Source organism: Gemmatimonadota bacterium (genome assembly GCA_016713785.1).
Lineage (GTDB): Bacteria > Gemmatimonadota > Gemmatimonadetes > Gemmatimonadales > GWC2-71-9 > JADJOM01.
In genome coordinates this window covers 716,217-740,378 of record JADJOM010000002.1, presented here as the reverse complement: position 1 = coordinate 740,378, position 24,162 = coordinate 716,217, and the positions used below count along the sequence as shown (strand labels likewise).

Genomic DNA, 24,162 nt, shown 5'->3' with positions numbered 1-24,162 from the left:
GCGCCATTCACTGTGACTGTCAAGTCACATCCATTCACTCGCATTGGCATCTGCTATCCCTCTCGCTACCATAGGAGGCCCCTTGTGCAGCCCAGCCAGCGACGAGCGAAGGCACTCCCAGCTTGATGCCCCATTCTGCCGCGTGGGCCAGGAGCCCGGTACCGTTCATGAAGCTGTTCAGCGTTCCGGGGATTGCGAAGAGGTTCCATCCGGCGTTGATCGGCTTTACCCGTTTCGGCAGGAACCAGTGATGAAGGTGCATGCCACCTGCACCCCGTCCTCTCCAGTACTGCTCACTTACGGTGGGGAAAGTGCGGTTGTCAACGATGAAGCGCCCGAGTCCCCTGCCCAACCGCTTCAGGATGTCGCCCCTGGCTCCGCCCATCCGCAGGGCATTCTCCGCTGCACTCGCCCCACCGAGAAGCAGCGATGTCCCGATACCAGCGGCCTCTCCCAAGCCATAGATGCCCCCACAGTAATCAATGACGTTGTCGTATCCGAAGAACTCTCTGAAGTCCTTGGTTAGGCCCAGACTGATAATGTCTCCGAAGCCCGCCGAGACATTTGCCGCGATCGTGAGCCAATCTTGTCCTAGCGGATCGGTGCGGTTGACGGGATCATCCCCAACGTAGGAAAACAGATTCGCGTCACCGCCGGCAAACCCGATCGGGTCTGGCGTCAACCAGCGACCCGTATGCGGGTCGTAGTCACGAGCTCCAAAGTGCACCAGAGCTACATCCTGGGATTGGATCCCCCCCGCGAACCCAAACGGCTGGAAGTCCGGGTTCGAATCCGCCACCACCCGGCCCCACTCGTCGTAGTCGCGCCATGAGACCACCTGCCCGGTGGCGGCGTTCACCACCAGCTCGACGCTCCCGAGGTGATTCGTCACCAGCCGGTAGGTCTCCCCGCCCCGCTCCATGTAGTCGGGCACATTGACCCGGGTGCCGTACACGAACCGGCTCACCACCTGCCCGCTGCCGTCCAGCTCCGCCACCGGCGCCAGCTGCCCCTGCCACAGCCTGCCCTGCACCAGCACCCCGTTCACTTTCTTCCCGATCCGGCGGCCCTGGCCATCCACCAGGTAACTGATCTGGGTGCTGTCGGGGAGGGTGACGGCCGTCAGGTTCCCCAGGACGTCGTAGGTGTAGCTCGTGACCTGGCCGCCGGCGTCCTAGCGCCGTCTCGGTGAGCCCCGTGATCCGGCCGCCGTTGTCGCGGGTGTAGGCCGCCTGGTAGAGCGTGTCTCCGCCGAAGGTGGCGGTCTGGCTGGGGTCCCCTCAACCCTGGGGCCGGAACGCCAAACGGCCGCCCGGAGGGGCGGCCGTTCTGGTCTGGTGCTGGGCTCCTGCAGAGGCGCCGACCGGAGTCGAACCGGTGATGGAGGTTTTGCAGACCTCTGCCTTACCACTTGGCTACGGCGCCGGGAGGGAGCGAAAAACTACCCTCCGGAGCCCCCGGAAGGAAGCCGGGGCCCGGAGTCCCGTTAACGGCCCGCCACGGGCGGCGTCCACGGGGCGAGACCCCTTCCCTGGAGACACCATGCGGTACGCAACCGGACTGGCCCTCGTCACCACCCTGCTGGCCGGCGGCCTCAGCGCCCAGGGCGGACCGGGCGGCATGGCCCTGGACGACGCCGGCTTTCCCCCCACCATCCCGATGCTGACCACGATGCTGCAGCTCACCACCGACCAGGCCGCTCGCCTGCAGCCGCTGCGGGACACGCTGCTCGCCGAGTCGCGCGCCGACCGGGAACGGGCCGCCGCGCTGCAGGCCGCGGTGCGCGCCGCGCGCCAGGGGGGCGCGCCGGCCGATTCGCTGCTGCGGCTGCAGGAGGAGATGCGGGCGGCGATGCTGCGCCTGATGCCCTGGCGGATGGCCTTCCACGCGCGGATGCGGCCGCTGCTCACCCCGGACCAGGCGCAGGTCCTCGACCAGCGGCAGCAGGAGCAGATGCAGCGGATGCACGGCACCCCGCCGCGGTAGCGCTCAGCGCAGCTCCCGCTTGAGGTCCGCGATGCCGCCGCCGTTGACGGCGCGAGTGTAGCCGAGTTGTCGCAGGACCCCGACCGCCCGGGCCGAGCGGGCGCCGCTCTGGCAGTAGACCAGGATCATGGCCGTCTTCGGGATCTCGGTGCGGCGCGGGACCTCGCTCTCCACCCGGTCGACCGGGATGCAGAGGGCCCCGGGCAGGTGGCCCAGCAGGAATTCCATGCGGGATCGGACGTCGAGCAGCACGTCCACCCGCTGGCCGCGGTAGGTCGGCGCCTTCATGCGCGCTCCAGGGGGTAGGGCATCAGTGCGCCCGGCCCACCATCCGGATCATCCGGACGTTGAGCCAGAAGAAGCGGATCAGCTGCCAGGGCAGGAAGGTGCGCATCCAGACGGTCCGCGCGGTGGGCAGCGGGGCGTCGGAGGCGAACGGGGCGGGTTCGGGCATGGCGTGGTGTCCCGTCATTCGGGGAGCAGGGCCCAGCCCAGCCGGGCCTTGGCCTTGTAGAGGAAGACGTGGTGCAGGATGTGCTTGAGCCAGTGCGCCGCCAGGCCGATCTCGCCGTAGGTGTCGCCGACGTCGCGGCCGAAGCGGGGATAGCGCTGGTAGTCCGGGACCACCGGGAACATCGTCATCGCGGCGGCCGTCCCCTGGCGCATCCCCGCGCCCGCCGAGGCGATGCAGGCGGCGCCCATCGCCGCCATGGAGGCGTGCCGCTTCGGCCCGGTCTCGCCGCGCTGGATCATGCCGGCCAGGTTCTGCGCCACGGTGCGGCCCATCACCCCGCTTGGCATGCCGGTGCGCGGCGGCGCCGGCGCGATCGGCGTGCCGCGGACGCTGGTCCGGGGACGCGAGATCGGGTGCGGCGGCGCAAAGGCGATCCCGACGGCAAAGAGATTGGGGTACGACGGGCTCTGGTAGGTGCGAGGCCAGTCCTCGGCGCGCCACTCCTCGAACGGCTTGGCCCCGTAGGCCGCGTCCACCTTCATGAAGCCGCTCGGCGCAAAGAGGGTGGCGGAGATGTCCTGGCCTGCCCGGTCGAAGGCCTGCAGCTCCGCCCCGCGGAAGGGGGGCAGCAGCATGGCAAAGTCGAACGGCTGCACCGCCTCGGTCCCGTCGAGGGTCTCGTAGTGGATCCGGTTGGGCTCCACCCGCTGCACGTGCGCCCCCAGGATGGGCCGCACGCCGCGCTCGCGGAACAGCGACTCGGTCCACAGCCGGCTCGAGGTGATGAAGCCCTGCTGCTGGAAGAACATCCCGCCCACGCCGAAATCCCCGAGTTCCGCCTCGTTGGTGAGGTACACCACCTCGGCCCGGTCGCGCAGGCCGCGGAGGCGCAGCTCGTGCTCCACGTTGAAGGTGTACTCGAAGGCCGCGCCTTCGCAGGTACAGAGGCCGTGGCCCATGCCGATGACCAGGGTCTGCCGCTCGCCGCGCTCCAGCCGGGCGAGCACCTGGGCAAAGGCGCGCGCCGCCTCCTCCGCGTGCCCGTAGGTGCAGACGGAGAGAGAATGCCCCGTGGGGCCCAGGCCGGGCGTGGCGCCGAAGTTGAGCCGCGGCCCGGTGGCGTTGATCAGGTAGTCGTAGGTGATGCGGCTGCGGGTGCCGGCGCTGTCGGGGGCGGTGGACTCGACCTCGACCTGGGGGGTGGCGGACTCGCCCGTGCCTTCAGGGTGGATCGCGACCGCCCGGGCCTGCCGGAAGTCGATGCCCTGGCGCCGGTAGACCGGCGCCAGCGGGAACGTCACGTCGGCGGCCGCCATGCGGCCCACGCCCACCCAGATGTTGGAGGGGATCCAGTTCCACTGCGAGTTGGGGGAGACCACGACGACCTCGTGCCCCCGGTCGAGCAGCCGGCGGAGGTGGAGCGCGGCGGTATGCCCCGCGATCCCGGCCCCCAGCACCACGACGCGCGCCATGTCGCCTCCGGATCGTTGGTTGAGTATATGCCAATATAGCAATATACACCTGGCCGTCCACCCCTCCCCCCGGACGCACGCCGCCCCGGGCGCCTGGCGGCCCCCGGGGCGGTCCCGCCGGCGCCAGCGGTCAGCGGCCCGCGCCGCCGCGGATCTCGGTGAGGAACCGTTCCACCTGGCCCTGCAGCTCCTCGCTCATCCGGCTCAGTTCCGCGGCGGCCGCCTCCATCTGGCTGGCCGCCTCGCTGGTCTCCTGCGTGGCGCGGGTGACGTCCAGGATGCTCCCCGATACCGTCCGGGTGGCCCCCGCCGCCTGGTGCACGTTGCGGCTGATCTCGTTGGTGGCCTGGCGCTGCTCGCCCACGGCCGTGGAGATCGTGGCCGCGATCTCGTCCACCCGCTTGATGGCCTCGCCGATGCCGCTGATGGCGGCGGTGGCGTTGCCGGCCGCCGACTGGATGGCCGCCACCTGCTGGCCGATGCGCTCGGTGGCCTCCGCGGTCTGGCTGGCGAGGTTCTTCACCTCCGACGCCACGACCGCGAAGCCCTTCCCCGCCTCGCCGGCCCGCGCCGCCTCGATGGTGGCGTTGAGCGCCAGCAGCCGGGTCTGGTTGGCCACGTGGGTGATGACGGTGATGACCTGCCCGATCTGCCGGCTGGCGTCGTTGAGCCCCTGCACCGTGGTGGTGGCCCGGCCCGTCTCCGCCACCGCGCCCCGCGCCGCCTGGCTCGACGCCGCCACCTGGCGCTCGATCTCGGCCACGGTGCTCGACAGCTCCTCCTGCGCGCCCGCCACCGAGGTGACGCTGCCCGAGGCATGCTCCGCCGACTGGGCCACCTCCTGCGCCTTGGCCGCGGTGTGCACCGACGACTGCGCCAGCCCGGCGGCGGTGGCCCGCATCTCGGTGGAGGCCGCCGCCACGTGCTCCGCCACCGACTTGACCGCCTTCTCGAAGTCGCGCGCCAGCTCCTGCTTCCGCGCCTCCGCCGCGGCGAGCTCGCCCGCCGCGCTCGCCAGGCCGGCGTTGGCCCGGTTGATCGTGGCCGCGCCCACCCGGAAGGAGCCGAGCATCCCCCGCTCCAGCACCCGGCGGTAGAACTTGCCCTCGCTGGCGTGGGTCAGCGACGCGCCCGCCTCGCGGACGAAGGCGTCCACCAGGTCGAGCAGGTGGTTGATGCCGCGCCGCATCTCGTCCACGTCCTCGCCCAGGCGCAGGTCGCGGAGCCGGGGCTCCAGGTTGCCCCGCGCCGCCTCGCGGCAGACCACCAGCATCTGGCGCATGGCCTCATGGTAGCGCTCGTTCTGCGCCCGGGCCTCGGCCAGCTCGCCCTCGAGGCGGGCCACGTCGGGCAGGGTCTCGGTCAGCATGCGGCCCCCGCGGCGGCGTTGGTCAGGCCCCAGACGAATTCGTCGTAGCTCACCCCCGCCCCTTGAGCGTGGCGAGCAGCAGCTGGGTGGAGGCGGCGATCTGGTCGGACTTCCGCTCGTGCCTGGCTTCTTCGGCGCAGAGCGCGGCGTAGATGGGGCGCACCTGGTCCACCGCCTGGCGGCTGGGTACCCGGCGATTGGAGTGGTACCCGACGATCTCGCCGGTGGGGCCCAGGCTGGGGGTGACGTGGGCCAGCACCCAGTAATGCTCCCCGGTGCGGGCCAGGTTCACCACGTAGGCGAAGATCTCGCGCCGGGCCCGGATGGTGTCCCACAGGAACTGGAACACGCAGCGTGGCATCTCGGGATGGCGGATGAGGCTGTGCGGCGCCCCGATCAGCTCCTCCTCGGAGTAGCCCGAGACGCGGATGAACACCTCGTTGGCGTAGGTGATGGCGCCCTGGAGATCCGTCTTGCTGACGATGATCTCGTCGTCCTCGAAGAACCGCTCGCGGCCGTTGGGCCGCACGTCCCGGAACCCCATCCCGTCCCCCTCCCCTGGACCTGGCGCGCCGCGCACCCGGGAACCGGGGGCAGCAACACTTTCGTTCCGGGAGTATCGGCCCAGGCCGGGAGGAGTTGACCGAGCCACAGGGCCCGATCATGAATTTTCCTTCCCGATGGGAGGGGCTCGATACGCGGCCTGGGGACGGGCCGGCCTGAACTCAGGCCGCGTGCGCGGAGCGGGCGGGATGCGCGGGCGGGGCACTGCCGATGACGCGGGTGTAGTCCTCGAGCAGCTGGTCGATGACCGGATTCCAGCCGCGTGCCCGCGCGGTGGCAAGGCCCGCCGACTGGAGCGGGCGGCGGAGCTCCGGATCCGCGATGGCGGCCGCGAGGGTGGCGGCGAGGGCGGCGGGATCGCCCGGCGGCACCAGCAGGGTGTTGTGGCGGTCGAGGGCAAAGTCGAGCACCCCGCCCGCGCCGACGCTCACGGACGCCACCCCGCTGGCCATCGCCTCGAGGAGCACGTTGCCGAAGGTCTCGGTGGCGGAGGGCTGCACGAAGAGGTCGGACGAGGCGTACGCGGTGGCCAGCGCCGTGCCGCGCAGCAGCCCCGCCAGGTGCAGCCGCGGCAGGGCCCGCCCGCGGATGGCGCCCTCCATGGCGCCCCGGCCCACGAAGACCAGGTGCGCCCCGGGGTGCCGGCGGGACACGCGCTCCCACGCGTCGAGCAGCAGGGGGACGCTCTTCTCCGGGGCCAGGCGGCCCACGCAGGTGATGAGCACGTCGTCCCTGCCCACACCGAACCGGGCGCGCCAGGCGTCGCTGCGGAAGCGGGGATGGAACTCGGCGGTGTCCACGCCGCGGCTCCAGATGCCGGTATGGTGCACCCCGCGCTGGTGCAGGCGCGCCTCGTACATCCGGCCCGGCGCGAGCACGATGCGCGCGTCCTGGTAGAACCGGCGGAGGTAGTGCCAGCCCGGCCCCACCAGCAGGTCGAGCCCATAGCGCCCGGCGTAGCTCTCGTAGTCGGTATGGGCCGAGGCCACGAGCGGCACCCCCAGGGCGCGCGCGGCCCGCGCGCCGGCGCGGCCCAGGCTGAACTCGGTGAGGCAGTGCACCACGTCGGGGGCGAAGGCGGCGAGGTCGGCGTGGAGCTGGTGCTGCCGGGGGAAGGCCCACTGCACCTCGGGCGAGAGGAAGAGGGGCCGGCTGGGGGAGCGGTGCACCTCGGGCAGGTCTGGGGTGCCCGCGGGCAGCGGGTACGTCGCGGTGTAGACCCGCACCGCGTGGCCGCGGGCGGTGAGGGCGGCCACGGTCCGTTCCAGGGTGCGGGCCACGCCGCTCACCATGGGCCAGTACACTTCGGAGAAGAACGCGATCCGCATGCCGCACTCCCGGGGTTCGGGGTCCGGTGCACAGTCTCGCGCCGGGTGGTCGCCGCGGGGTGACCGGCCGGTCACGAGCGGGCGACGGTCCGGGGACTATCGCGCTGGCCCCGGACGGGGAACCTTGCAGGACCCCCTCACGTTGGATCGGCATGGCCATGATCGCTCCACCCCTCGCCGAGTGGCTGGTCCGGCTCGCGGCCGGCTACCTCGCCCTCGGGGCGCTGTTTGCCCTCCCGTTCGCCTTCCGCTGGGTCAACCGGCTCGACGACGTGGCCGCCCACGGCACGCCGGGGTTCCGCCTGCTCCTCCTCCCGGGCGCGGTGCTGCTGTGGCCGGTGCTGGTGTGGCGGCTCGAGCGCGGGGGGCAGGCATGATCCGCTCCCTCCGCGACCGGCACCGCCGGATGATCCCGTGGCTGGCACTCATCACGGCCCTCCTGGTGGGCTGGGCACTCGGCTCGGTCGCCGAGCCGCCGAGCCGCCTGCCATGAGCGCCGCCTACAAGGCGGTCAACTGGAACCGCCAGAAGTTCATCTACGACGGCGTGCTGGCGGCGGGGGTGGTGGCCTGCCTGCTGCTCTTCCCGGCGCTCACCCTGTGGCGCGATCCCGACGCCACGCTGGAAACGGCGCTGATCCGCGGACTCGGCGTCACGGCGTTCACGCTGCTCACGATCATCCTGGCCATCGGCCCGCTGGCGCGGCTCGACGCGCGGTTCCTCCCGCTGCTGTACAACCGCCGGCACCTGGGCGTGACGATGTGCGTGCTGGCCCTGGGGCACGGCGTGTTCACCCTGATCCAGTTCCACGCCCTGGGCGACGTGCACCCGTTCGTTTCCCTGCTCAGCGCCGCCGCGCGTCCCGGGCGGCCCGATGCCTTTCCGTTCGAGCTGCCGGGCCTGGCCGCGCTGGGCATCCTGCTGGTGATGGCGGCGACCAGCCACGATTTCTGGCTGGCCACCCTGTCGGCGCCGTTCTGGAAGGCGTTGCACATGCTGGTGTACGTGGCGTACGCGCTGCTGGTGGCACACGTGGCGCTCGGGACGCTGCAGCAGACCAGCAGCGTGGCGCCGGCGGTGCTGCTGGTGACGGCGGCCGCGGCGGTCTTCGGGCTGCACCTGGCGGCGGGCCGGCGCGAGGGGGCGCGGGACCGCGCCGAGGCGCCGCGGACCGCGGAGGGGTGGGTGGACGTAGGGCCGGTGGAGACGATTGCCGAGGGCCGGGCGCGGATGGCGGTGGTGGGTGGGGAGCGGATCGCGGTGTTCCGCTACGACGGCAAGGTCTCGTGCGTGTCGAACGTGTGCCGGCACCAGAACGGGCCGCTCGCCGAGGGGAAGATCGTGGACGGGTGCATCACCTGCCCCTGGCACGGCTACCAGTACCTGCCGGACAGCGGCCAGTCACCGCCGCCCTTCACCGAGACCATTCCCACCTACGACGTGCGCGTGGTCGCGGGGCGGGTGCTGGTGCATCCGGAGGCGCACCCGGCGGGCACCCGGGTGGAGCCGGCGCGGATCGCGGGGGCGCGTGCAGCGGGCGGGGCCGCCGACGACCCCTTCTACGTGGGCTACCACGCCACGGCCCCGGCGCCGGTCGGCCGGGCCACCCTGATCCGGGTGGCCGGGCTCCTGGCCGCGGCGCTGGGCGTGACCGCGGTGCTGGCCCTGGCGCAGGACCGCGCCGGGCCGGGGGTGTTCGAGTACGGCCACCTGCGCCTGCTGCACGGCCAGATCCGCGAGTTCCCCTATCCCGCCCTGCTGGTGCCCGCCGATGGCGGCGACGACCGCCAGGCCACCTACACCCGCTACCTGCTGGTGGCCACGGGCAAGCACGGCGCGCAGGCACTCACGGCGGGCCGCGACGGCCAGTGGGCCGCGGTGCGCGGCACCCGCATCGCGCGCGGGGAGCGGGAGATGCTCGAGGTGGTTGCGGGCGGCATCGTCGAGACGCCCCCCGCGCCCAACGTGCGCCTGGGCATCGCGGTGCCGCCTCCGGTGTCCCGCGGGGTGCAGCGCCTCACCGGCGAGATCGTGGACAGCAAGTGCTGGCTCGGCGTGATGAAGCCGGCGCGGCACACGGTGCACCGCGGCTGCGCCACGCGGTGCCTGAGCGGCGGCATCCCGCCGCTGCTCATGACCACCGGTGCCGATGGCGCGCCGGCCCACCTGCTGCTCGCGGACGAGCGCGGCGGGCCGGCCCCCGAGTGGTTCCGGGGGCTGGTGGGGATCCGCGTGATGCTGACGGGTGAGGTGATCGACCTGGGGGAGCTGCAGCTGCTCCGGGTGCGTGCGGCGGTGGTGGCGGGGACCTAGGCGATGCGCCGGCGCGCACAGCCGTGCGCGCCTACGGCCCGGTGACCACCGTGACGCTGTCCACGTAGTAGGGCGTGTCGCCGAAGCAGCTGGTCGGGACGCCGCGGTGCTCGCTGTAGTGCACCCGCACCGGCTTGCCCACCAGGGAATCAAGCTGCCGGGCGATGCGGTCGTCGCGCACGGTGAAGTTCCACACGTTGGGCGCCACCTGGGCCACCACCGACTGCCACAGCTCGCCCTCGTGGGTTTTGCAGACCCACCCCTTCTTCGAGAACTTCTGCAGCAGGCCGCTCCGGTAGCCGTTGGAGTAGTCCCAGTGCAGGGCCAGCCAGGTGTAGAGCGCCAGCAGGAGGATCGGCCCGACCAGGGCGATCACCAGGTACTTGCCGAAGCGCCGCTTGCGGGGAGCCGGGGCGTCGGGGGCGGGAGCGGTCGCGTCAGGGCTGGTCATGGGCGCAATGATAACCGGTGGGCGGAATCGCGCCAGCGGCGCGGGCTACAGCCCGCGCGGCTGGGTATTGAACGTGAGGCCCGAGGCGATGACGAACACCCAGCCCGCCTTCTCCTGGTCGTTCTTGAAGCGGTAGGCGAGGTCGAGCCGGGTCTGGTTGGCGTCGGCCACGCGCGAGGGGCCGAGCCGGATGCCCATGCCGAGGTTGGTGCCGGTGCGACGCTTGGTGCCGTTGAACCAGGCCCCGCCGTGGTCCACGAAGCCGGCCACGCCGACGGCGAGGGTCTTGAGCACCTCGTCGGCGAGGATCACCCGGTACTCGGCGGTGGTGAAGTAGGTGCGGTCGCCGGTGAAGGCGTGGATGGGGAAGCCGCGCGGCCCGACCGCGAAGCCGAGGTCGAACTCGGTGCCCTGCACCGGGTTCTTGATCCAGCCGATGTCGGCGTGGCCGATGGCGAGGTGGCCGCGGTGCGGCTTGACCACCACCGTGCCGCCGAGGACGGCGGAGCCGGAGTCGAGGCCGGCCGAGGTGACGACGCCGTTGAGGCGGCCGTCGAGCCACGCGAACCCGCCCTTGGCGAGCTGGCGGCCGAGCCGGATCTGGGCCAGGCCGCCGAGGCCATCGCGGTGGTAGCCGAACAGCTCGGGCGCGGCGAAGAGCTGCACCCGGGCGAAGGTGCTCAGGTCCACGTCCTCGTCCTGGCCCACGCGCGCGAAGCCGCTGGTGACGGCGAAGTTGGCGCGGCGCCATTCGAGGAACGGGCCGAGCGCGGCGGTGACGCTGCGGGTGGTGGTCCGGGTGGGCCAGGGGACGAAGTCGTCGCGGCGCACCTGGCCGGTGACGCCCACGCGCAGGTAGCCCTTGCTGCTGGCATAGAGGGCGTGTCCCGCCTCCACCCGGCCCAGCACGAAGCGGCGGCGGAGGGAGTCGGCCGGGTCGCCGACGCCGTCGCGGAAGCGCAGCACCCGCTCGTTGCGGATGTCGAGCAGGGTGGTGATGCCGTTGCGGTCCGAGAGGCTGAAGAACGGCCGCTCGATGGCCACCTGGCCGCGGGCGCCGTCGGAGCGGTCCTCGTAGCGCAGCCCAAGCGACACCCGCTTGGCGATGAGCCGCGGCTGCAGGAACTGGAAGTTGAGGCTGTTGCGGTCGGGGGTGTGGCGGTAGCGGGTGGCGAAGCGGGTGCCGGTGCCGAGCAGGTTGCGCTCGATCAGGGCCAACTGCCAGTCGGTCTGCTTGCCTGCCGAGCGGAAGCGCACGTCGACCTGGGTGGTCCAGCCGTCCTTGGTGATCACCTGGAGCACCACGCCACTGTCGGCGGTGACGGTGTCCACCACGACCTTCCGGAACAGCCCGCGGGTGCGGAGGTTGCGGGCCATCTCCGCCGCCTTCACGGAGTCGTAGGGCTCGCCCACCTTGAAGAGGAGCTCCGACTCGATGATGCCGGGCCGGGTCATGACGTGGAGCCCGTTGCCGATCTTGCCGAACCACTTGTGCGCGTCGGCGCTGTCGAAAACGTCGGACTGCAGGATCCGGATCTTCACGATGCGGCGCAGGGTGTCGGGCATCCCGACCGGCCCGAAGGCGGAATCGCGACCGAGGGGGGCCTCCCCGACCGGCTTGAAGGCCGAATCGCGGGCGGCGGGTGGCAGGCTGTCCTGGGCGGTGAGCCCCAGTGGCGCCAGGGCCACCAGGCAGACCGTCAACATGCGGAACGACAGGGCGTGCTCCGGGAACTGTGACGCGGAATCATAAGGGGGCCCGCGCGGGCTCCGTAAGGGCGTAGCGAGCCCCCGGGCCGCGAACTACTTTCCGCCCCGTGCCAGAGGGCCGCCTGAACCCCGACGACGATCGTCCCGGCCACACCACCGGCGCGCGACAGGCCCCGGTCTCGCTCGGGCTGGTGCTGCTCGCCTGGCTGGCCATGACCGTGCAGGAGCTGTTCCTCTTCCTCCGCGGCACCCCCTACGGCACCCCGTACGTCGACCAGGTCGGTCGCTACCTCCCGTTCGCCATCGCCTGGAACATGTGGGCCGCGCTGGCCCCGGCCCTGCCGCTGTTCGTCTGGTGGCTGGTGCGCTGGGATGGCCCGGTGCCCGCCGTCACGGCGCGGCGCGCGCAGCGGGTGCTGCTCGCGGCGCTGATCCTCGCCACCCTGCTCGACCAGGTGGACCACGAGCTGATGCGGTTCATGGGCCTCCACCTGTCCTTCTCCGTGGTCCGCACCTACTACAACGTCTCGGCGTGGACGCGGGACATGTACGAGCTCTTCCTGCGCGACCGCGGGGGCCCGGGGCTACCGTTCCTGCTCCTGCTCGCCACCGGCGCCAGCCTGGGGTGGGGCGGCGCCCGGACGATCCGCCGGCAGTACGGGCCGCGGCTGGACACTCCCGGCCGGACGCTGGTGATCCTCACCGCGCTGATCACCTTTCCGACGATCGTCATGGTGGTGTGGCCGAGCGGCAACCGGTGGCGCCGGGTGAAGCCCGCCCTCGCCTCGGTGGTGAGCGAGACCCGGCGCCGGCTCCACTGGGGCCGCCGACCGGACGACTTCACGGCCCTCGCCTCGAGCTACCAGCAGGCGTGGCTGGCCGGAAGCGTGGACAGCGGGTGGGCCTTCCCCGACACGGCCTATCCGCTGCTCCGCGTTCCCACCCGGCCGGCGGCCTCCGGCACACCCCGGCCCCGCGCCATCATCTATATCCAGCTCGAGACCTTCCGTGGCTGGGACGTGGGGTACCTCCGTCCCGACCGGGACTTCACGCCGACCCCGTTCCTCGACTCGCTGGCGCGCGCGCCGGGGAGCGCGGCGTGGCTGCGGCACCTGAGTTTCGGCCCCGAGACGGTCAACGGCCTCTTCGCCGGGCACTGCTCCGTGAAGCCGCACCGGCGCGAGTCGCCCACGGCGATGTTCACCGGCACCCGCTTCCGCTGCCTGCCGGAGGTGCTCCGGGCCCACGGCTGGACCACCGAGTTCATCACCGGCGTGGACCCCGACTGGGACTTCCAGACCTTCTGGCTGCGGCGCTGGTACGACCGGCTCGACGTGCCGCACCGCGCGGAAGAAGAGGATCGCGACGTCTTCCGCCGCGCCGTGCAGCGGGCGCGGCAGCTCGGCCGCCGCGACGCGCCGTTCCTGCTCACGGTGGTCTCCTACAGCAACCACCTGCCGTTCCGCAGCCGGGAGCCGGCCCTCGACCTGGTCCGCTCCACCCGGCCGGATTCCGCCATCTGGAACACCATGCACTACACCGACGACGTGCTGCGGGAGTTCGTCGGCGCGCTCCGCGCCGAGCCGTGGTTCGACAGCACGGTGGTGGTGATCACCGGGGACCACGGCGAGAACCTGGGCGAGCACGACGGCACCGCCGCCCAGCGGAACGGCTGGCGCGAGACCATCTGGGTGCCGCTGCTCCTGCACGGGGCCGATCCCCGGCTCCCGGCGGGCATGCGCCCCGAGGTGGCGAGTCTGCTCGACGTGGCGCCCACCCTCGCCGACCTGGCGGGGGTCCGCGACAGCGTCCCGTGGATGGGGCACAGCCTGCTGGACCCGGTGCCCGCGGCCCGCACCGCCAGCGGCCTCCGCAAGAGCGCCGCGTGGGCCGACCAGGGCGCGTGGAGCCTGGTGGTGGACCCGGCGACCGGCGCCCTGCACCTTTACCGGGCGCTGGAGGATCCGCTGCAGCGCCGGGACCTCGCCCCGACCGCGCCGATGCGCGCGGCCGACCTTGCCCAGCGGATCCGGTGGGACCAGACCCTGGTGGACTACCTGCTCGAGACCGATCGCGTGTGGCCGGGACCCGCGGTGCCATGACCGACCTGGTGGCGCTGTTCAGCACCAACTTCCTCGCCTACTCGCAGACCTTCGTGTACGAGGAGATCCGCCACCACGAGCGGTACGCCGTGGAGGTGTTCTGCCGCGCCCGGCTGCTGCCGGAGCGGTTTCCCTTCGCGCCGGTGCACGTGGGCGGCACGCTCTATCCGCTCACCTGCCGCGACGCCGCCTTCGACGACCGCTTCCGCGCCCGGGGGTTCGCGCTGGTGCACGCGCACTTCGGCCTCGGCGCGGTGTACGCGCGGCCCTTCGCGCGTCGGCACGGGCTGCCGCTGGTGGTCACCTTCCACGGCTACGACGTGCCGCTGCTCGCGAGCCCGCGCCGCTTCCTTCCGCAGCACCTGCGCTACGCCATCCAGGGCCCCCGTGTGCTGCGCGACATGACCCTGGGCCTCTGCGCCTCGGCGGAACTCCAGGCGCTGCTCGAGGCCCAGGGGGTGCCCGCGGAGAAGCTGCGGGTGCACCGGCTGGGCGTGGACCTGGGCGCCTTCCAGTCGGGGGCGCGGGCCGCCGCGCCGCTCCAGGTGGTGATGATCGGGCGATTCGTGGAGAAGAAGGGCTTCGGCTACGGGCTCGAGGCCTTTGCCCGGGTGGCGCAACGGCACCCGGCGCTCGAGCTCACGCTGATCGGGGAGGGGGAGCGCGAGGCGGAGCTCCGGCGCCTCGCGGACCAGCTCGGGGTGACGGCGCGGGTGCGCTTCACCGGGCCGCTGGCGCCGGAGGCGGTGGCCGCGCGGCTGGCGGCGAGTCACGTGCTGCTGGCGCCGAGCGTGGTGGACGCGGCGGGCAACCGCGAGTCGGGCCTCATCGTGGTGAAGGAGGCGAGCGCCGCGGAGGTGGTGCCGATCGGCACCCGGCACGGTGGCATTCCCGAGATCATCGACGAGGGCGCCACCGGCTTCCTGGTCCCCGAGCGCGACGTGGCCGCGCTGGCCGACCGGCTGGAGCGCGTGGTGACCGACCCGGCGCTGCGCGAGCGGCTGGGCCGCGCCGCGCGCCAGAAGATGCTCCGCGAGTACGACGTGCGCGCCCGGGGCCGCGCCCTCGAGGCCTTCTACGACGAGGCGCGGGCCCGCCACGCGCGGGGCGCGGGCCGCTGATGCGGGTGCTGCTCTGGGTCTCGACGCTGCAGGCCGATATCCTGGCGCTGGCCCTGGCGCTCGACGCGCGGGCCGATACCGAGCTGCTCATCGCCGCCGACGGACTGGCCGCGTGGCGCGGGGAGCCGCTGGCCCGGGCGCGGCCGCTGGGAGCCCCGATGCTCGAGCGGAAGGACGCCGCCACCCGCGCCGCCGTCGAGGCGTTCCGGGCCGACGTGGTGGTGTGCGACAACCACTTCCCCGAGTTCGCCGCCGCGCCGCGGGTGTGCTTCCTCTGGCACGGGCTGGGGTGGAAGTCCACGCCGCCCACGGACGTGGCCGAGCGGCTGCGGCACGTGGCGCGGCTCACCGGGCAGGACCCGCGGGCACCCGCCAGCCGGTTCGTGGCGCAATGCTACCACGCGCGTGACCGCGACTGGCGGGTGGAGTCGTGGGGCGTGGCCCCGGACAACTGCGCGGTGGTGGGTTCCTGCTTCAGCGACCTGCTGCTGGCCCCGCCGTACACCCGGGCCGAGCTGGCGCCCGCCTACCGGATCGACGTGACCGGCCGCCCCACGCTGCTGCTCAACTTCACCTGGCACTACGGCCGCATCTTCCCGGGCAGCTGGCAGCCGTCGCTGCTGGGCCGCTCGCCGATGGATGCCGACCTCGCGTTCGTGGCGGCGCTGTGTGCCCGCGCCGCCGACCACGGCGCCAACGTGCTGTTCTGCCTGCACGACCGCTGGCGGTACGAGGCGGCCTACCTCGAGGCGCTGGGTCGCGAGGCGGCGCGGTTCCCCCACGTGGAGCTCAAGTTCAAGAACGAGCGGCCCGACAACCTGGCCGACCTGGTGGTGGCCGACGCCATGGTGAGCAACCTGTCGTCGTTCGTGACCTTCTTCTACTACTCCGGCCGGCCGAGCGTCCACCTGGTGCCGCCGCCCGGCGCCCGGGTGCGGTTCTCGCGGCTGACCCGCTTCGGGCTGCGGGCCCGGCGGGCGGAGGCCGCCCCGGACTGGATGAATGCGCCGGAGGACAACGGCGGCCTCTCCGCCCGCGATGCCACGGAGGCACTGGCCGCGGTCAGCCGCGCGCTCACCGAGCCGGACTGCTGCCGCGAACGCGCGGCGGCGTGGCTCGCGGCGCACATCCACGGGGTGGATGGCGGGACCTCGGCGCGGATGGCGGAGGTGATCGCGGCGCTGGCGGGACGGCGGTAGGGCGGCGACCGAGGGCCCTTCGGGAGCGGCGCAGCCGCGACCCGGGCCCGAGGGAGTGGCGGTAGGGCGGTAGGGCGGTAGGGCGGTACGGCGGTACGGCGGTAGACAACGCCAGCCTAACTGGCGGCGGACTTCTTCGGGAGTATGTCGCCCGGGCGCAGGCGCATCCCCCAGCGCAGGAAGAGCGCGTGCGCGGCGAGCGCCAGCGGGATGAGCAGCGCCAGCATCAGCACCGGCGAGCCGACCAGCGGCCGCAGCCGGCTGGCCAGCGCCAGCAACAGCGCCACCAGCACGACGCCGAGCAGCGGCCGCACCAGCTCCCGCAGCAGCGGGCCCGCCCGCACCGGCGAGCAGCGGGCCGCCATCCAGAAGTGCGCCGCCAGCGGCAGCGGATACGAGAGCAGCCACACCCACGCCACCCACTGCGCCCCATCGCCTTCGGGCGCGAGCCACAGCGCCAGCGCAAAGCCCGAGACCAGCGTGGCGCCGGTGACCAGCGCGTCCACCACCGAGAAGCCGGGGCGGCCCGTGGCGTTGTAGAGCTGCGGGAAGAGCTGCGAGAGCCCACGCAGCAGGCTGGCCCACACCAGCACCTGGATCATCGGCACCGCCGGCAGCCACTTCCCCGCCCCGACCAGCTGCAGGATGTCGGTGCTCGCAAAGCAGAGCAGCGCCGCCACCGGGCCGAGGATCAGCAGCAGGGCGCGGGCGCTCCGGTTGAACGCCTGGGTGAGCTCCCCGGGCAGGTCGCGCAGCCGGGCGTAGATGGGGTACTGCACCCGGTTGACCAGCTGCAGCACGATCTCGAGCGGCGTCATGCCGAGCTGGAAGGCGGTCTGGTAGATGCCCAGCACGCGGGTGCCGAGCACCCGGCCGATGAGCAGGAAGTCCATGTTGCGGTAGACGTGGTACAGGATGCTCGCGAGCGCGGTGCGAAGCCCGAAGCGGATGGCCTCGCGGGTGGTGCCGTCGGCCGCCACGCGGGCGGGGCGGAACGGCGCCAGGCGCCAGAGGGCCAGGCAGAGGAACACCCCGCGCGCCACGCCGGCGAGCACCAGCCCCCAGGCGCCGAAGCCCGCCACGACCAGCACCACCTTGGTGACCGCCTCGCCGAGGGTGGCGAGGGTCTGTACCGCGCCGGAGAGCTTGAACTGGAGGTCGCGGGTGAGGAGCTGCAGCGGGACCAGCGCCGCGCCGACGAAGATGAGCTTGGCGGCGCTCACGACGATCATGGGCCCGAGCCGCGGGTCGGCGTAGAAGACGGCGAGCAGCGGGGCGAGGGCGAGCATCACGGCCACGGCCGCCACGCCGAGGAGGGTGCAGAACCAGAACAGGCCGGAGAGCGCCTCGTGGGTGAGGTCGCGCTGGCGCACGATCCACTGGCCCACGCCGAGGCCGTTGAAGGCCTCGAGGGCCACGGCGATGCTCCAGGCCAGCGCCGCGAGGCCGACGTCGGCGGGGGAGAGGAATTGCAGCACCAGCAGGCTGCCGCCCACGTCGAGCAGCCGCATGGCCAGGGTGGCGGCTCCCATCCACCAGAGCCCCCGCTGCATTTCGTGCTTCGCGTCGATCGCGCGGTCGGTCACCGGACTCCGTTACTGGCGTTCACGCGCCGTGGTTCCTACGTTTGCCGGGCTGGATATCGCCGCGGCGCCACCATCACCATCCGGCCGGGACTCCCGCAGGGCCTTCGGTCACCGAGCCGCCCACATGAAGATCTGCTACAGCTTCGACAGCCCGGTTCCCAATACCGGCGCCGACACCGAGCAGGTGGTGAACACCGTGGCCGCGCTTGCGCGGCGCGGGGTGGCAATGTCGTTGCTGGTGCCGGGTCCCGTCACGGGTCCCGCCGATCCGGCGCCGCTGCACGAGTACTACCAGGTGCGTGGCGACTTCGCGCTGCACCACCTGGCGCTCCGCTGGCGCGGCCTGCGCGGCCCGGAGAAGTGGTCCCACGCCCGGCGCGCCGCGCACCATCCCGCCGCGCGCGAGGCCGACCTGGTCTACACCCGGAACCTCCCCGGCGCGTGGGCCATGCTCCGGGCCGGCCACCGGGTGGTGTACGAGCACTTCCGCCCCTGGGGCGACCAGGTGCCGCCGTTGCAGCCCTTCCTGCGCGGCGTGCTGCGGCACCCGGCGCTGGTGGCGGCGATCTTCCACTCCGCCCATGCCCAGCAGAGCTATCACCGGCTGGGCGTGCCGGACGACCGGATGCTCGTGGCCCACAACGGCTGGGACCCCGGGCGGATGGAACCGCGGCTTACCCAGGCCGAGGCCCGCGTCGCGCTCAAGCTGCCCCCGCACCGCTTCACCGTGGTGTACAGCGGGCGGATGAACGCCCGCAAGGGACTCGAGATCCTGCTGGCCGCGGCCGACCAGGCGCCGGAGATCGGCTTCGTGCTGATCGGTTCGGAGGGCGAGGGGCCGGTGGAGCGCGCCGCGCGGGCGCACCCCAACGTCACGATCGTCCCCTGGCTCAAGTTCCGCGAGCTGGCGCCCTGGCTGTACGCCGCGGACGTGCTGATCGTCCCCCCGAGTCTCGCCCCCCTGGAGCGCCACGGCAACACGGTGCTGCCGATCAAGCTCTTCCTGTACCTGGCCGCGGGCCGGGTGCTGCTGGCGCCGCGGGCGCCCGACACCGCCGAGCTGCTGCACGACCGCGAGAACGCGGCGCTGGTCGCGCCCGGGGACGTGGCCGGCACGGTGGCCACGCTGCGCGGCATCGCGGCCGATCCGGGGCGCGCCCGCGTGCTGTCTGCCGGTGCCCTGGCCACGGCGCAGCACCTCACCTGGGATGCCCGCGCCGCGCGCATCGCCGACTTCCTCGCGGCCCGCCTCGCCGCCCCTCCCTCCACCCTGCCCGTCCCCGACCCCTGGCGCGCCTCCGCCTGGCTCGGTGAATCGCTGCGCTGGGCGCTGGGCCGCTAGCGTCCCCAGGCGGATTCCCTCGCGCCCGGGTCGCGGCGTCGCCGCTCCCGAAGGGCGCTCGGTCACCGAGCCGCCCCGTATGGCTCCTTTCCTGCTGCAAGAGCTACGCTTTCGAGACCGAATCGTGATTCTGAGCCGTGGACCGGTCCCGGAACAGTCTTCTAAGTAATTGTTATACAAAACTTTACGTGAGCGTGTCGGTTCGTTTCACCCGCACACGCCCGGGGAATGCCTGCGTGATGAAATCACACGCCGCACTGGATAACCTGACACGCCATCGCCGCCTCGACTCGGAGTCGGTGCGGGCGGTCCCGTTGCGGGTGCCGGAGGGGGCGGATCAGGTGACCCTGCTCTGCCCGGGGCCGTGCTCCACCTCACCCCGGGTCAAGCAGGCGCTGGCGCGCCAGGATATCTCCCATCGCGACCAGGCCTTCGTGGACGTGCTGGGCCGGGTGGTGGAGCGGCTCAAGGTGGTGGCCGGGGCTCCGGGCCACGAGGTGCTGGTAACCGGTGGCGGGGCCACGGCGGTGACCGAGGCCGTGCTGGCCACCTTCGTGGCGCAGGACGAGCGGCTGCTGGTGGTGTCCAACGGCGCCTTCGGCGAGCGCATCGCGGAGATGGCGCAGTGCCTGGGCATCCACATGAGCCACCTCCGCTACGACTGGGGCGAGCCCATCGTGCTGGAGCAGGTGCAGGGGATGCTCGACGGCGACCCGCGCATCCGCGCGGTGGCCATGGTGCACCACGAGACCAGCGTGGGCCGGCTCAACCCGGTCAACGAGGTGGGCCGCCTGCTCGCGCCGCGGCACATCCGCTACTTCGTGGACGTGGTCTCGAGCCTCGGCGCCGAGGACTTCGACATGGTCCGCAGCCGCGCCTCGGTGGCGATCGGCTCGGCCAACAAGTGCCTGCACGGCGTGGCGGGCGCGGCGTTCGTGGTGGTGCGCAAGGAGCTGTGGCAGGAGACGGCGCACGTGCGGCCGCGGTCCATGTTCCTGGACCTGCGCCGCTACCGCACCGCCTTCAAGGACAACGGGCAGACCCCCTTCACCCCGCCCGTCACCGCGGTGGTGGCGCTCGACGCCGCGCTGGCGGAGCTCGAGGCGGAGGGCGGCGTCCCGGCGCGCCGGGCCAGCTACCAGGCGCTCAACGCGCGGCTGCGGGCCGGCCTGCTGGGGCTCGGGCTCAAGCTCCGCTACGACGGGCCGGGCAGCGCGTCGTCGCTCACGGTGGCGCAGCTCCCCTCGGGGCTCAGCTTCGACTCGTTCAACCACGACCTGCGCACCCGCGGCTTCCTGGTGTACCGGGGCAAGGGCCCGGTGAGCCACGACAGCTTCCTCGTGGCCAACATGGGCCACATCGACCTCGCGACGATCGACCGCTTCCTCGAGGCGGTGCGGGACATCGCGGGGCTGTAGGGACGGGACAGGGGACACGGGAAGCGGACCGCTTCCCGTGTCCCGGCGCCCGCGCCCGGTTGATCCTCCGTCGCATCTCGCCGGTTATCATTCCGCCCCATGGACCTCACCGCGATCATCCTCGCCGCGGGCCTCGGCTCGCGCCTCCGGCCGCTCACCGACGAGACGCCCAAGCCGCTGCTCGACGTGGGCGGCCGGACCATCCTGGCCCGGCAGCTGGAGCGCATCGCCGCCGCGGGCATTCCCCGCGCCGTGGTGGTCACCGGCTATCGCGCCGAGCAGGTGGAGGAGCACCTCCGGCACCAGCCGCCGCCCCTCGAGGTGCGCCTCACGCCCAACCCGCTCTACGCGACCACCGGCAACTGCATGAGCGTGCTCGCCGCCCGGGAGCGCTGCGCGGGGCGGGGCATCGTGATCTGCGACGGCGACGTGGTGCTCAGCGGCGACGCCCTGGCCCGCCTGGTGGCCGACCCGGCGCCCGCCGCGCTGCTGCTCGACACCGAGACCGCCCTCGGGGATGAAGAGATGAAGGCGCTGCTCGACGCCCAGGGCAGCGTCCGGCGCCTGGCCAAGGCGCTCGACCCCGCGCAGTGCGCCGGCGAGTCGATCGGGATCCAGAAGGTGGGCGGGCTCGCGCTGCCGATCTTCTGGGCCACCCTCGAGGCCATGCGCGACGCCGGTGACACCCAGGGCTACTACGAGGACGCCTTCCAGCGGATGATGCACGCGGGCGTTAGCTTCCGCACCGTTCCGATCGGCCACCACGAATGGACCGAGATTGATGACCTCGCCGACCTCGAGGATGCCCGCGCCCGCTTTGCCCGCTAGCCCGGCCCCCGCCGCGCCGGCCAAGCCGCCCGAGGTCGAGGAGTGGGTGGACGAGCGGATCCACCGCCCGCTCGCCCGCCGGGTCGTCGCCCTGCTGCTGCACACCCCCATCACGCCGAACCAGGTCACGCTGCTCTCCGGGCTCGTCGGGGTCTCGGGCGGCGTGGTCACCGGCCTTGCCACGGACTGGCCCGCCGGCCGGCTGCTCGGCGGCGCGCTCCTCTTTGCCGCGGTGGTGCTCGACTGCTGTGACGGCCAGCTGGCGCGGGCCCGCAAGATCTCCTCCACCTACGGCGCCATCCTCGACGGCATCGCCGACTACGCCGTGGGCATCGCGCTCGGCGTGGGCGCCGGGGCGTACATGGCGGCCACCTTCGGCAGCCCCTGGTACTGGCTGCTGGCGCTGCTCGGCATCGCCAGCTCGGCGGTGCAGTCGGCGCTGTTCGACCACACCAAGTCGCGCTACATCGCCCGGGCGGGCGCCGGCTACTCCGAGCGCGAGGAAGACCTGGGCGCGGTCCGGGCCGAACGCGACCGCGCCTGGCGCGAACGCCGCCTGCGCGACGCGCTGCTGCTGGCGCTCTACTACAACTACTCGATGGTGCAGCACGCCGCGCTGCAGATCGCGCCGGCCGCCGACCCCGCCGCCTACCGCGCCGCCAACGCCGGCCGGATGCAGGCCTGGACGCTGCTCGGCATCGGGACCCACTTTGCGCTGGGCTACGTGCTGCTCACGGCCTCGTACTGGTGGCCGCCCGCGGTCGTGGTGTACTTCGCGCTGTGCACCACGCTGCTCAACCTGTACCTCGTGGTGCTGATGCGGCTCGAGGCCCGGCAGGCGGCGGCGTGATGCGCCGTGCCGCGCTCACCCTCCCCGCCGCCGGCGACCCGCGGCTCGAGGTGGCCGGGCTGAGCGTGCTGTTCCGCCAGCTGCTCTCGCTGCAGGACGCGGGGATCGAGGAGGTTGCGCTCCCCGCCGATCTCATCGCCCTGGTCCCCGCCGACCCGCGGCTCCGCCTGCGCCTCGTCCCGGTGGCCGCCGAGCCGCCCCTGCTCACCGCGCCCGTCGGCCTGGTCTGGCACCGGCTCCTGCCCAAGCACCTGGTGCAGCGGGGCTACCGGGGCGGCATCGAGCAGGCGCCGCGCACGCCGGATGAGTTCCTGCTCGCTGTGCCCGATGCCGCCGCGGCCCGCCAGGCCGAGGACCTGCTGTTCGGCGCCCTGCTCAAGGCCACCGATGGCATCGTCAGCCGGGCGATCAACCGGAAGATCTCGCTGGCGATCACCCGCATGCTCATCCGTACCGCGCTCACCCCCAACCAGATGACGCTCATCGCGCTGGGGTTCGGGCTCGCGGCCATCGGGCTGGTCGGGTGGGGCGGCGCCGCGATGCTGGTGCCGGGGGCGCTGCTGGTGCAGCTGCAGTCGATCCTCGACGGCTGCGACGGCGAGATCTCGCGCCTCAAGTACATCCGCTCGCGGCTCGGGGAGTGGCTCGATCAGGTGGGCGACGACGTGGTGAACGTGGGGTTCTTTGCCGTGGCCGGGTGGGCGCTGTGGCGGGAGGGGGCCACCGTGGTGGGCTGGGTGACGCTGGTGGGCACGGTGCTGCACCTGGTCTACCAGGCCTCGCTCTACGCCGGGCTGATGTTCCGGGGCGGGGGGAGCGGCAGCATCACCAGCATCCGCTGGTGGGGGCAGAAGGACCACGTGGCGGCGCCGGCGGGCCCCCGCACGCCGTTCCAGGTGCTCAAGGAGACGGTGGAGCTGGCCGGCAGGCGCGATTTCTTCACCTTCCTCTACCTGCCGGCGGCGCTGCTCGGCATCACCGAGGTGGCGCTGGCGTGGTGTGCCGTGATCTACAGCGTCTCGGGGGTCACCACCGGGCTGCAGTGGCTGGTGCGCGGGGGGCCGGAGCCGGCGCCGCGCACGTCCTGAGCGCGGCGGGCGGGGGAACGCAACGAGGGCGGCCCACCGGGCCGCCCTCTGCCGTTTCCGGACCCCGGCCGCGCCGGCGTCAGGCCGCGACGGTCGCGCCCCGCTCCATCGAGCGCCGCCGGAGGGCGCCCAGCAGCATCTCGGCCTTGGCGTAGTCCTCGGGGGTGTCCACGTCGGTCCAGCGCACGCCGCTGAGCGGCACCGCGGCGAGCAGGCCCTGGGCCAGCAGCCGCCGCATGCCGAGGGTCACCGAGGGCGGCTCATGACGGGCCACCTCGTGCAGCGCCTGGAACACCCGCGGGTCGAGCCGGAAGCAGCCGGTATCCACCGCGTGGTACGGGTAGACATCCTTGCCGATGGCGGTGATGTGCGCGCCCTCGGTGCAGACCTTGGTGGCGTCGTCCTCGTCCAGGTTCACCGGGTGGAAGTCCACCAGCAGCCGGGCGCACTCGGCGGGGGCCGCCGTGGTGCGGTCGAGGAAGCGGAGCACCGGCTGGGCAAAGACGTGGTCGGCCATCTGCAGGAAGAACGGCCCGTCGACGTACGGCTCGGCGGCGAGCAGCGACACCCCGTTGGGCTCGTGATAGCGGGCGTTGTAGACCACGGTCAGCTTGAGCGGGGACTCGACCGTCTCGAGGTGGGCCCGCATCTGGTCGGCGGCGTTCCCGGTGACGATGATCGCCTCCTCGACGCCGGCGGCGGCGGCCTGGTCGAGCGCGTGTTCGATCAGCGCCTGGCCGGCCACCCGCACCAGGGGCTTGGGCAGGTTGCCGCGCGAGGCGGACAGCCGGGAGCCGTTCCCCGCCGCGAGAATCACCGTCTGCCGAGTGCCGAGTAGGCTTTCGCTCACCGCGAATCCATCCATGCTCGAGGGTCCGCCTGCCAGAAATCGCTGGCTGAAAGGCAACACTCGGGCCGGGAGGGGGCGCCCAAACCGGGGCCGGTAGGACGGGAATCTCCCCGACTTGAGCAGCCGCTGTA

General features: G+C 72.7%; 21 protein-coding genes, 1 tRNA gene and 1 pseudogene. 11 read left to right on the top strand and 12 right to left on the bottom strand.

Annotated elements, in window-relative coordinates:
* Window positions 1–34: 34 nt before the first annotated feature.
* A complete protein-coding gene (locus tag IPJ95_07585) occupies window positions 35–1,135 on the bottom strand; it encodes an RHS repeat-associated core domain-containing protein (GenBank protein ID MBK7923484.1) in 1,101 nt (366 codons plus the stop codon).
* A 219-nt stretch (window positions 1,136–1,354) separates the two neighbouring features.
* A tRNA-Cys gene (locus tag IPJ95_07580) sits at window positions 1,355–1,425 on the bottom strand.
* A 117-nt stretch (window positions 1,426–1,542) separates the two neighbouring features.
* Here IPJ95_07580 and IPJ95_07575 point away from each other — a divergent pair.
* A complete protein-coding gene (locus IPJ95_07575) occupies window positions 1,543–1,986 on the top strand; it encodes a Spy/CpxP family protein refolding chaperone (GenBank protein MBK7923483.1) in 444 nt (147 codons plus the stop codon).
* A gap of 3 nt (window positions 1,987–1,989) precedes the next feature.
* Here the strand turns inward: IPJ95_07575 and IPJ95_07570 are convergent, their stop codons facing one another.
* The 6 genes from IPJ95_07570 to IPJ95_07545 form a co-directional block, all read right to left on the bottom strand.
* Window positions 1,990–2,274 carry a rhodanese-like domain-containing protein gene (locus IPJ95_07570; protein MBK7923482.1) on the bottom strand — a complete coding sequence of 95 codons (285 nt, stop codon included), beginning with the start codon at window positions 2,272–2,274 and terminating at the stop codon, window positions 1,990–1,992.
* Between the two features lie 22 nt (window positions 2,275–2,296).
* Complete coding sequence (locus IPJ95_07565; GenBank protein MBK7923481.1) at window positions 2,297–2,440, bottom strand: hypothetical protein; 144 nt, start codon at window positions 2,438–2,440, stop codon at window positions 2,297–2,299.
* A 14-nt stretch (window positions 2,441–2,454) separates the two neighbouring features.
* Window positions 2,455–3,912: an FAD-dependent oxidoreductase gene (locus tag IPJ95_07560; protein ID MBK7923480.1), complete on the bottom strand. Its 1,458-nt coding sequence runs from the start codon at window positions 3,910–3,912 to the stop codon at window positions 2,455–2,457.
* A gap of 130 nt (window positions 3,913–4,042) precedes the next feature.
* Window positions 4,043–5,281: a methyl-accepting chemotaxis protein gene (locus tag IPJ95_07555; GenBank protein MBK7923479.1), complete on the bottom strand. Its 1,239-nt coding sequence runs from the start codon at window positions 5,279–5,281 to the stop codon at window positions 4,043–4,045.
* Between the two features lie 49 nt (window positions 5,282–5,330).
* On the bottom strand, window positions 5,331–5,825 hold the full coding sequence (locus IPJ95_07550) for a PAS domain S-box protein (GenBank protein MBK7923478.1): 495 nt from the start codon (window positions 5,823–5,825) through the stop codon (window positions 5,331–5,333).
* A 181-nt stretch (window positions 5,826–6,006) separates the two neighbouring features.
* Window positions 6,007–7,173 carry a glycosyltransferase family 1 protein gene (locus IPJ95_07545; GenBank protein ID MBK7923477.1) on the bottom strand — a complete coding sequence of 389 codons (1,167 nt, stop codon included), beginning with the start codon at window positions 7,171–7,173 and terminating at the stop codon, window positions 6,007–6,009.
* Window positions 7,174–7,331: 158 nt separating this feature from the next.
* Here IPJ95_07545 and IPJ95_07540 point away from each other — a divergent pair, with 158 nt between their 5' ends.
* Entirely contained in the window at window positions 7,332–7,550 is a 219-nt protein-coding gene (locus IPJ95_07540) for a hypothetical protein (protein ID MBK7923476.1), read from the top strand.
* Window positions 7,551–7,662: 112 nt separating this feature from the next.
* Window positions 7,663–8,691, top strand: a pseudogene (locus IPJ95_07535) (ferric reductase-like transmembrane domain-containing protein).
* Window positions 8,692–9,517: 826 nt separating this feature from the next.
* Here IPJ95_07535 and IPJ95_07530 read toward each other — a convergent pair.
* Together IPJ95_07530 and IPJ95_07525 are read right to left on the bottom strand one after the other, a co-directional pair.
* Entirely contained in the window at window positions 9,518–9,865 is a 348-nt protein-coding gene (locus tag IPJ95_07530; GenBank protein ID MBK7923475.1) for a hypothetical protein, read from the bottom strand.
* 117 nt (window positions 9,866–9,982) lie between these two features.
* Window positions 9,983–11,644, bottom strand: coding sequence for a hypothetical protein (locus IPJ95_07525; GenBank protein ID MBK7923474.1), 1,662 nt, complete (start codon window positions 11,642–11,644; stop codon window positions 9,983–9,985).
* Window positions 11,645–11,754: 110 nt separating this feature from the next.
* Here IPJ95_07525 and IPJ95_07520 point away from each other — a divergent pair, with 110 nt between their 5' ends.
* The 3 genes from IPJ95_07520 to IPJ95_07510 are packed head-to-tail and all read left to right on the top strand — an operon-like array spanning window position 11,755 to window position 16,069.
* Window positions 11,755–13,749 carry a sulfatase-like hydrolase/transferase gene (locus tag IPJ95_07520; protein MBK7923473.1) on the top strand — a complete coding sequence of 665 codons (1,995 nt, stop codon included), beginning with the start codon at window positions 11,755–11,757 and terminating at the stop codon, window positions 13,747–13,749.
* On the top strand, window positions 13,746–14,870 hold the full coding sequence (locus IPJ95_07515) for a glycosyltransferase (GenBank protein ID MBK7923472.1): 1,125 nt from the start codon (window positions 13,746–13,748) through the stop codon (window positions 14,868–14,870). Before IPJ95_07520 ends, IPJ95_07515 begins: the two co-directional genes overlap by 4 nt.
* A complete protein-coding gene (locus tag IPJ95_07510; protein ID MBK7923471.1) occupies window positions 14,870–16,069 on the top strand; it encodes a hypothetical protein in 1,200 nt (399 codons plus the stop codon). The genes IPJ95_07515 and IPJ95_07510 overlap by 1 nt, the downstream gene beginning before the upstream one ends.
* A 116-nt stretch (window positions 16,070–16,185) precedes the next feature.
* Here IPJ95_07510 and IPJ95_07505 read toward each other — a convergent pair whose 3' ends face one another.
* Entirely contained in the window at window positions 16,186–17,655 is a 1,470-nt protein-coding gene (locus IPJ95_07505) for a lipopolysaccharide biosynthesis protein (GenBank protein MBK7923470.1), read from the bottom strand.
* Between the two features lie 124 nt (window positions 17,656–17,779).
* On the opposite strand from IPJ95_07505, the gene IPJ95_07500 reads away from it, so the two are divergent.
* The 5 genes from IPJ95_07500 (at window position 17,780) to IPJ95_07480 (ending at window position 23,181) form a co-directional block, all read left to right on the top strand.
* Window positions 17,780–18,997 carry a glycosyltransferase family 4 protein gene (locus IPJ95_07500; protein MBK7923469.1) on the top strand — a complete coding sequence of 406 codons (1,218 nt, stop codon included), beginning with the start codon at window positions 17,780–17,782 and terminating at the stop codon, window positions 18,995–18,997.
* Between the two features lie 341 nt (window positions 18,998–19,338).
* Window positions 19,339–20,415: an aminotransferase class V-fold PLP-dependent enzyme gene (locus IPJ95_07495; GenBank protein ID MBK7923468.1), complete on the top strand. Its 1,077-nt coding sequence runs from the start codon at window positions 19,339–19,341 to the stop codon at window positions 20,413–20,415.
* A 99-nt stretch (window positions 20,416–20,514) separates the two neighbouring features.
* Entirely contained in the window at window positions 20,515–21,243 is a 729-nt protein-coding gene (locus IPJ95_07490; GenBank protein MBK7923467.1) for a phosphocholine cytidylyltransferase family protein, read from the top strand.
* Entirely contained in the window at window positions 21,233–22,093 is an 861-nt protein-coding gene (locus IPJ95_07485) for a CDP-alcohol phosphatidyltransferase family protein (GenBank protein ID MBK7923466.1), read from the top strand. The genes IPJ95_07490 and IPJ95_07485 overlap by 11 nt, the downstream gene beginning before the upstream one ends.
* On the top strand, window positions 22,090–23,181 hold the full coding sequence (locus IPJ95_07480) for a CDP-alcohol phosphatidyltransferase family protein (protein MBK7923465.1): 1,092 nt from the start codon (window positions 22,090–22,092) through the stop codon (window positions 23,179–23,181). Before IPJ95_07485 ends, IPJ95_07480 begins: the two co-directional genes overlap by 4 nt.
* Before the next feature lie 79 nt (window positions 23,182–23,260).
* Here IPJ95_07480 and IPJ95_07475 read toward each other — a convergent pair whose 3' ends face one another.
* Window positions 23,261–24,031, bottom strand: coding sequence for an NTP transferase domain-containing protein (locus IPJ95_07475; GenBank protein MBK7923464.1), 771 nt, complete (start codon window positions 24,029–24,031; stop codon window positions 23,261–23,263).
* Between the last annotated feature and the right edge of the window lie 131 nt (window positions 24,032–24,162).

Coding starts and splice junctions, on each gene's coding strand:
- IPJ95_07575 (MBK7923483.1), top strand. CDS start 1,543: ATGCGGTACGCAACCGGACTGGCCCTCGTCACCACCCTGCTGGCCGGC.
- IPJ95_07570 (MBK7923482.1), bottom strand. CDS start 2,274: ATGAAGGCGCCGACCTACCGCGGCCAGCGGGTGGACGTGCTGCTCGAC.
- IPJ95_07565 (MBK7923481.1), bottom strand. CDS start 2,440: ATGCCCGAACCCGCCCCGTTCGCCTCCGACGCCCCGCTGCCCACCGCG.
- IPJ95_07560 (MBK7923480.1), bottom strand. CDS start 3,912: ATGGCGCGCGTCGTGGTGCTGGGGGCCGGGATCGCGGGGCATACCGCC.
- IPJ95_07555 (MBK7923479.1), bottom strand. CDS start 5,281: ATGCTGACCGAGACCCTGCCCGACGTGGCCCGCCTCGAGGGCGAGCTG.
- IPJ95_07550 (MBK7923478.1), bottom strand. CDS start 5,825: ATGGGGTTCCGGGACGTGCGGCCCAACGGCCGCGAGCGGTTCTTCGAG.
- IPJ95_07545 (MBK7923477.1), bottom strand. CDS start 7,173: ATGCGGATCGCGTTCTTCTCCGAAGTGTACTGGCCCATGGTGAGCGGC.
- IPJ95_07540 (MBK7923476.1), top strand. CDS start 7,332: ATGATCGCTCCACCCCTCGCCGAGTGGCTGGTCCGGCTCGCGGCCGGC.
- IPJ95_07525 (MBK7923474.1), bottom strand. CDS start 11,644: ATGTTGACGGTCTGCCTGGTGGCCCTGGCGCCACTGGGGCTCACCGCC.
- IPJ95_07515 (MBK7923472.1), top strand. CDS start 13,746: ATGACCGACCTGGTGGCGCTGTTCAGCACCAACTTCCTCGCCTACTCG.
- IPJ95_07510 (MBK7923471.1), top strand. CDS start 14,870: ATGCGGGTGCTGCTCTGGGTCTCGACGCTGCAGGCCGATATCCTGGCG.
- IPJ95_07500 (MBK7923469.1), top strand. CDS start 17,780: ATGAAGATCTGCTACAGCTTCGACAGCCCGGTTCCCAATACCGGCGCC.
- IPJ95_07490 (MBK7923467.1), top strand. CDS start 20,515: ATGGACCTCACCGCGATCATCCTCGCCGCGGGCCTCGGCTCGCGCCTC.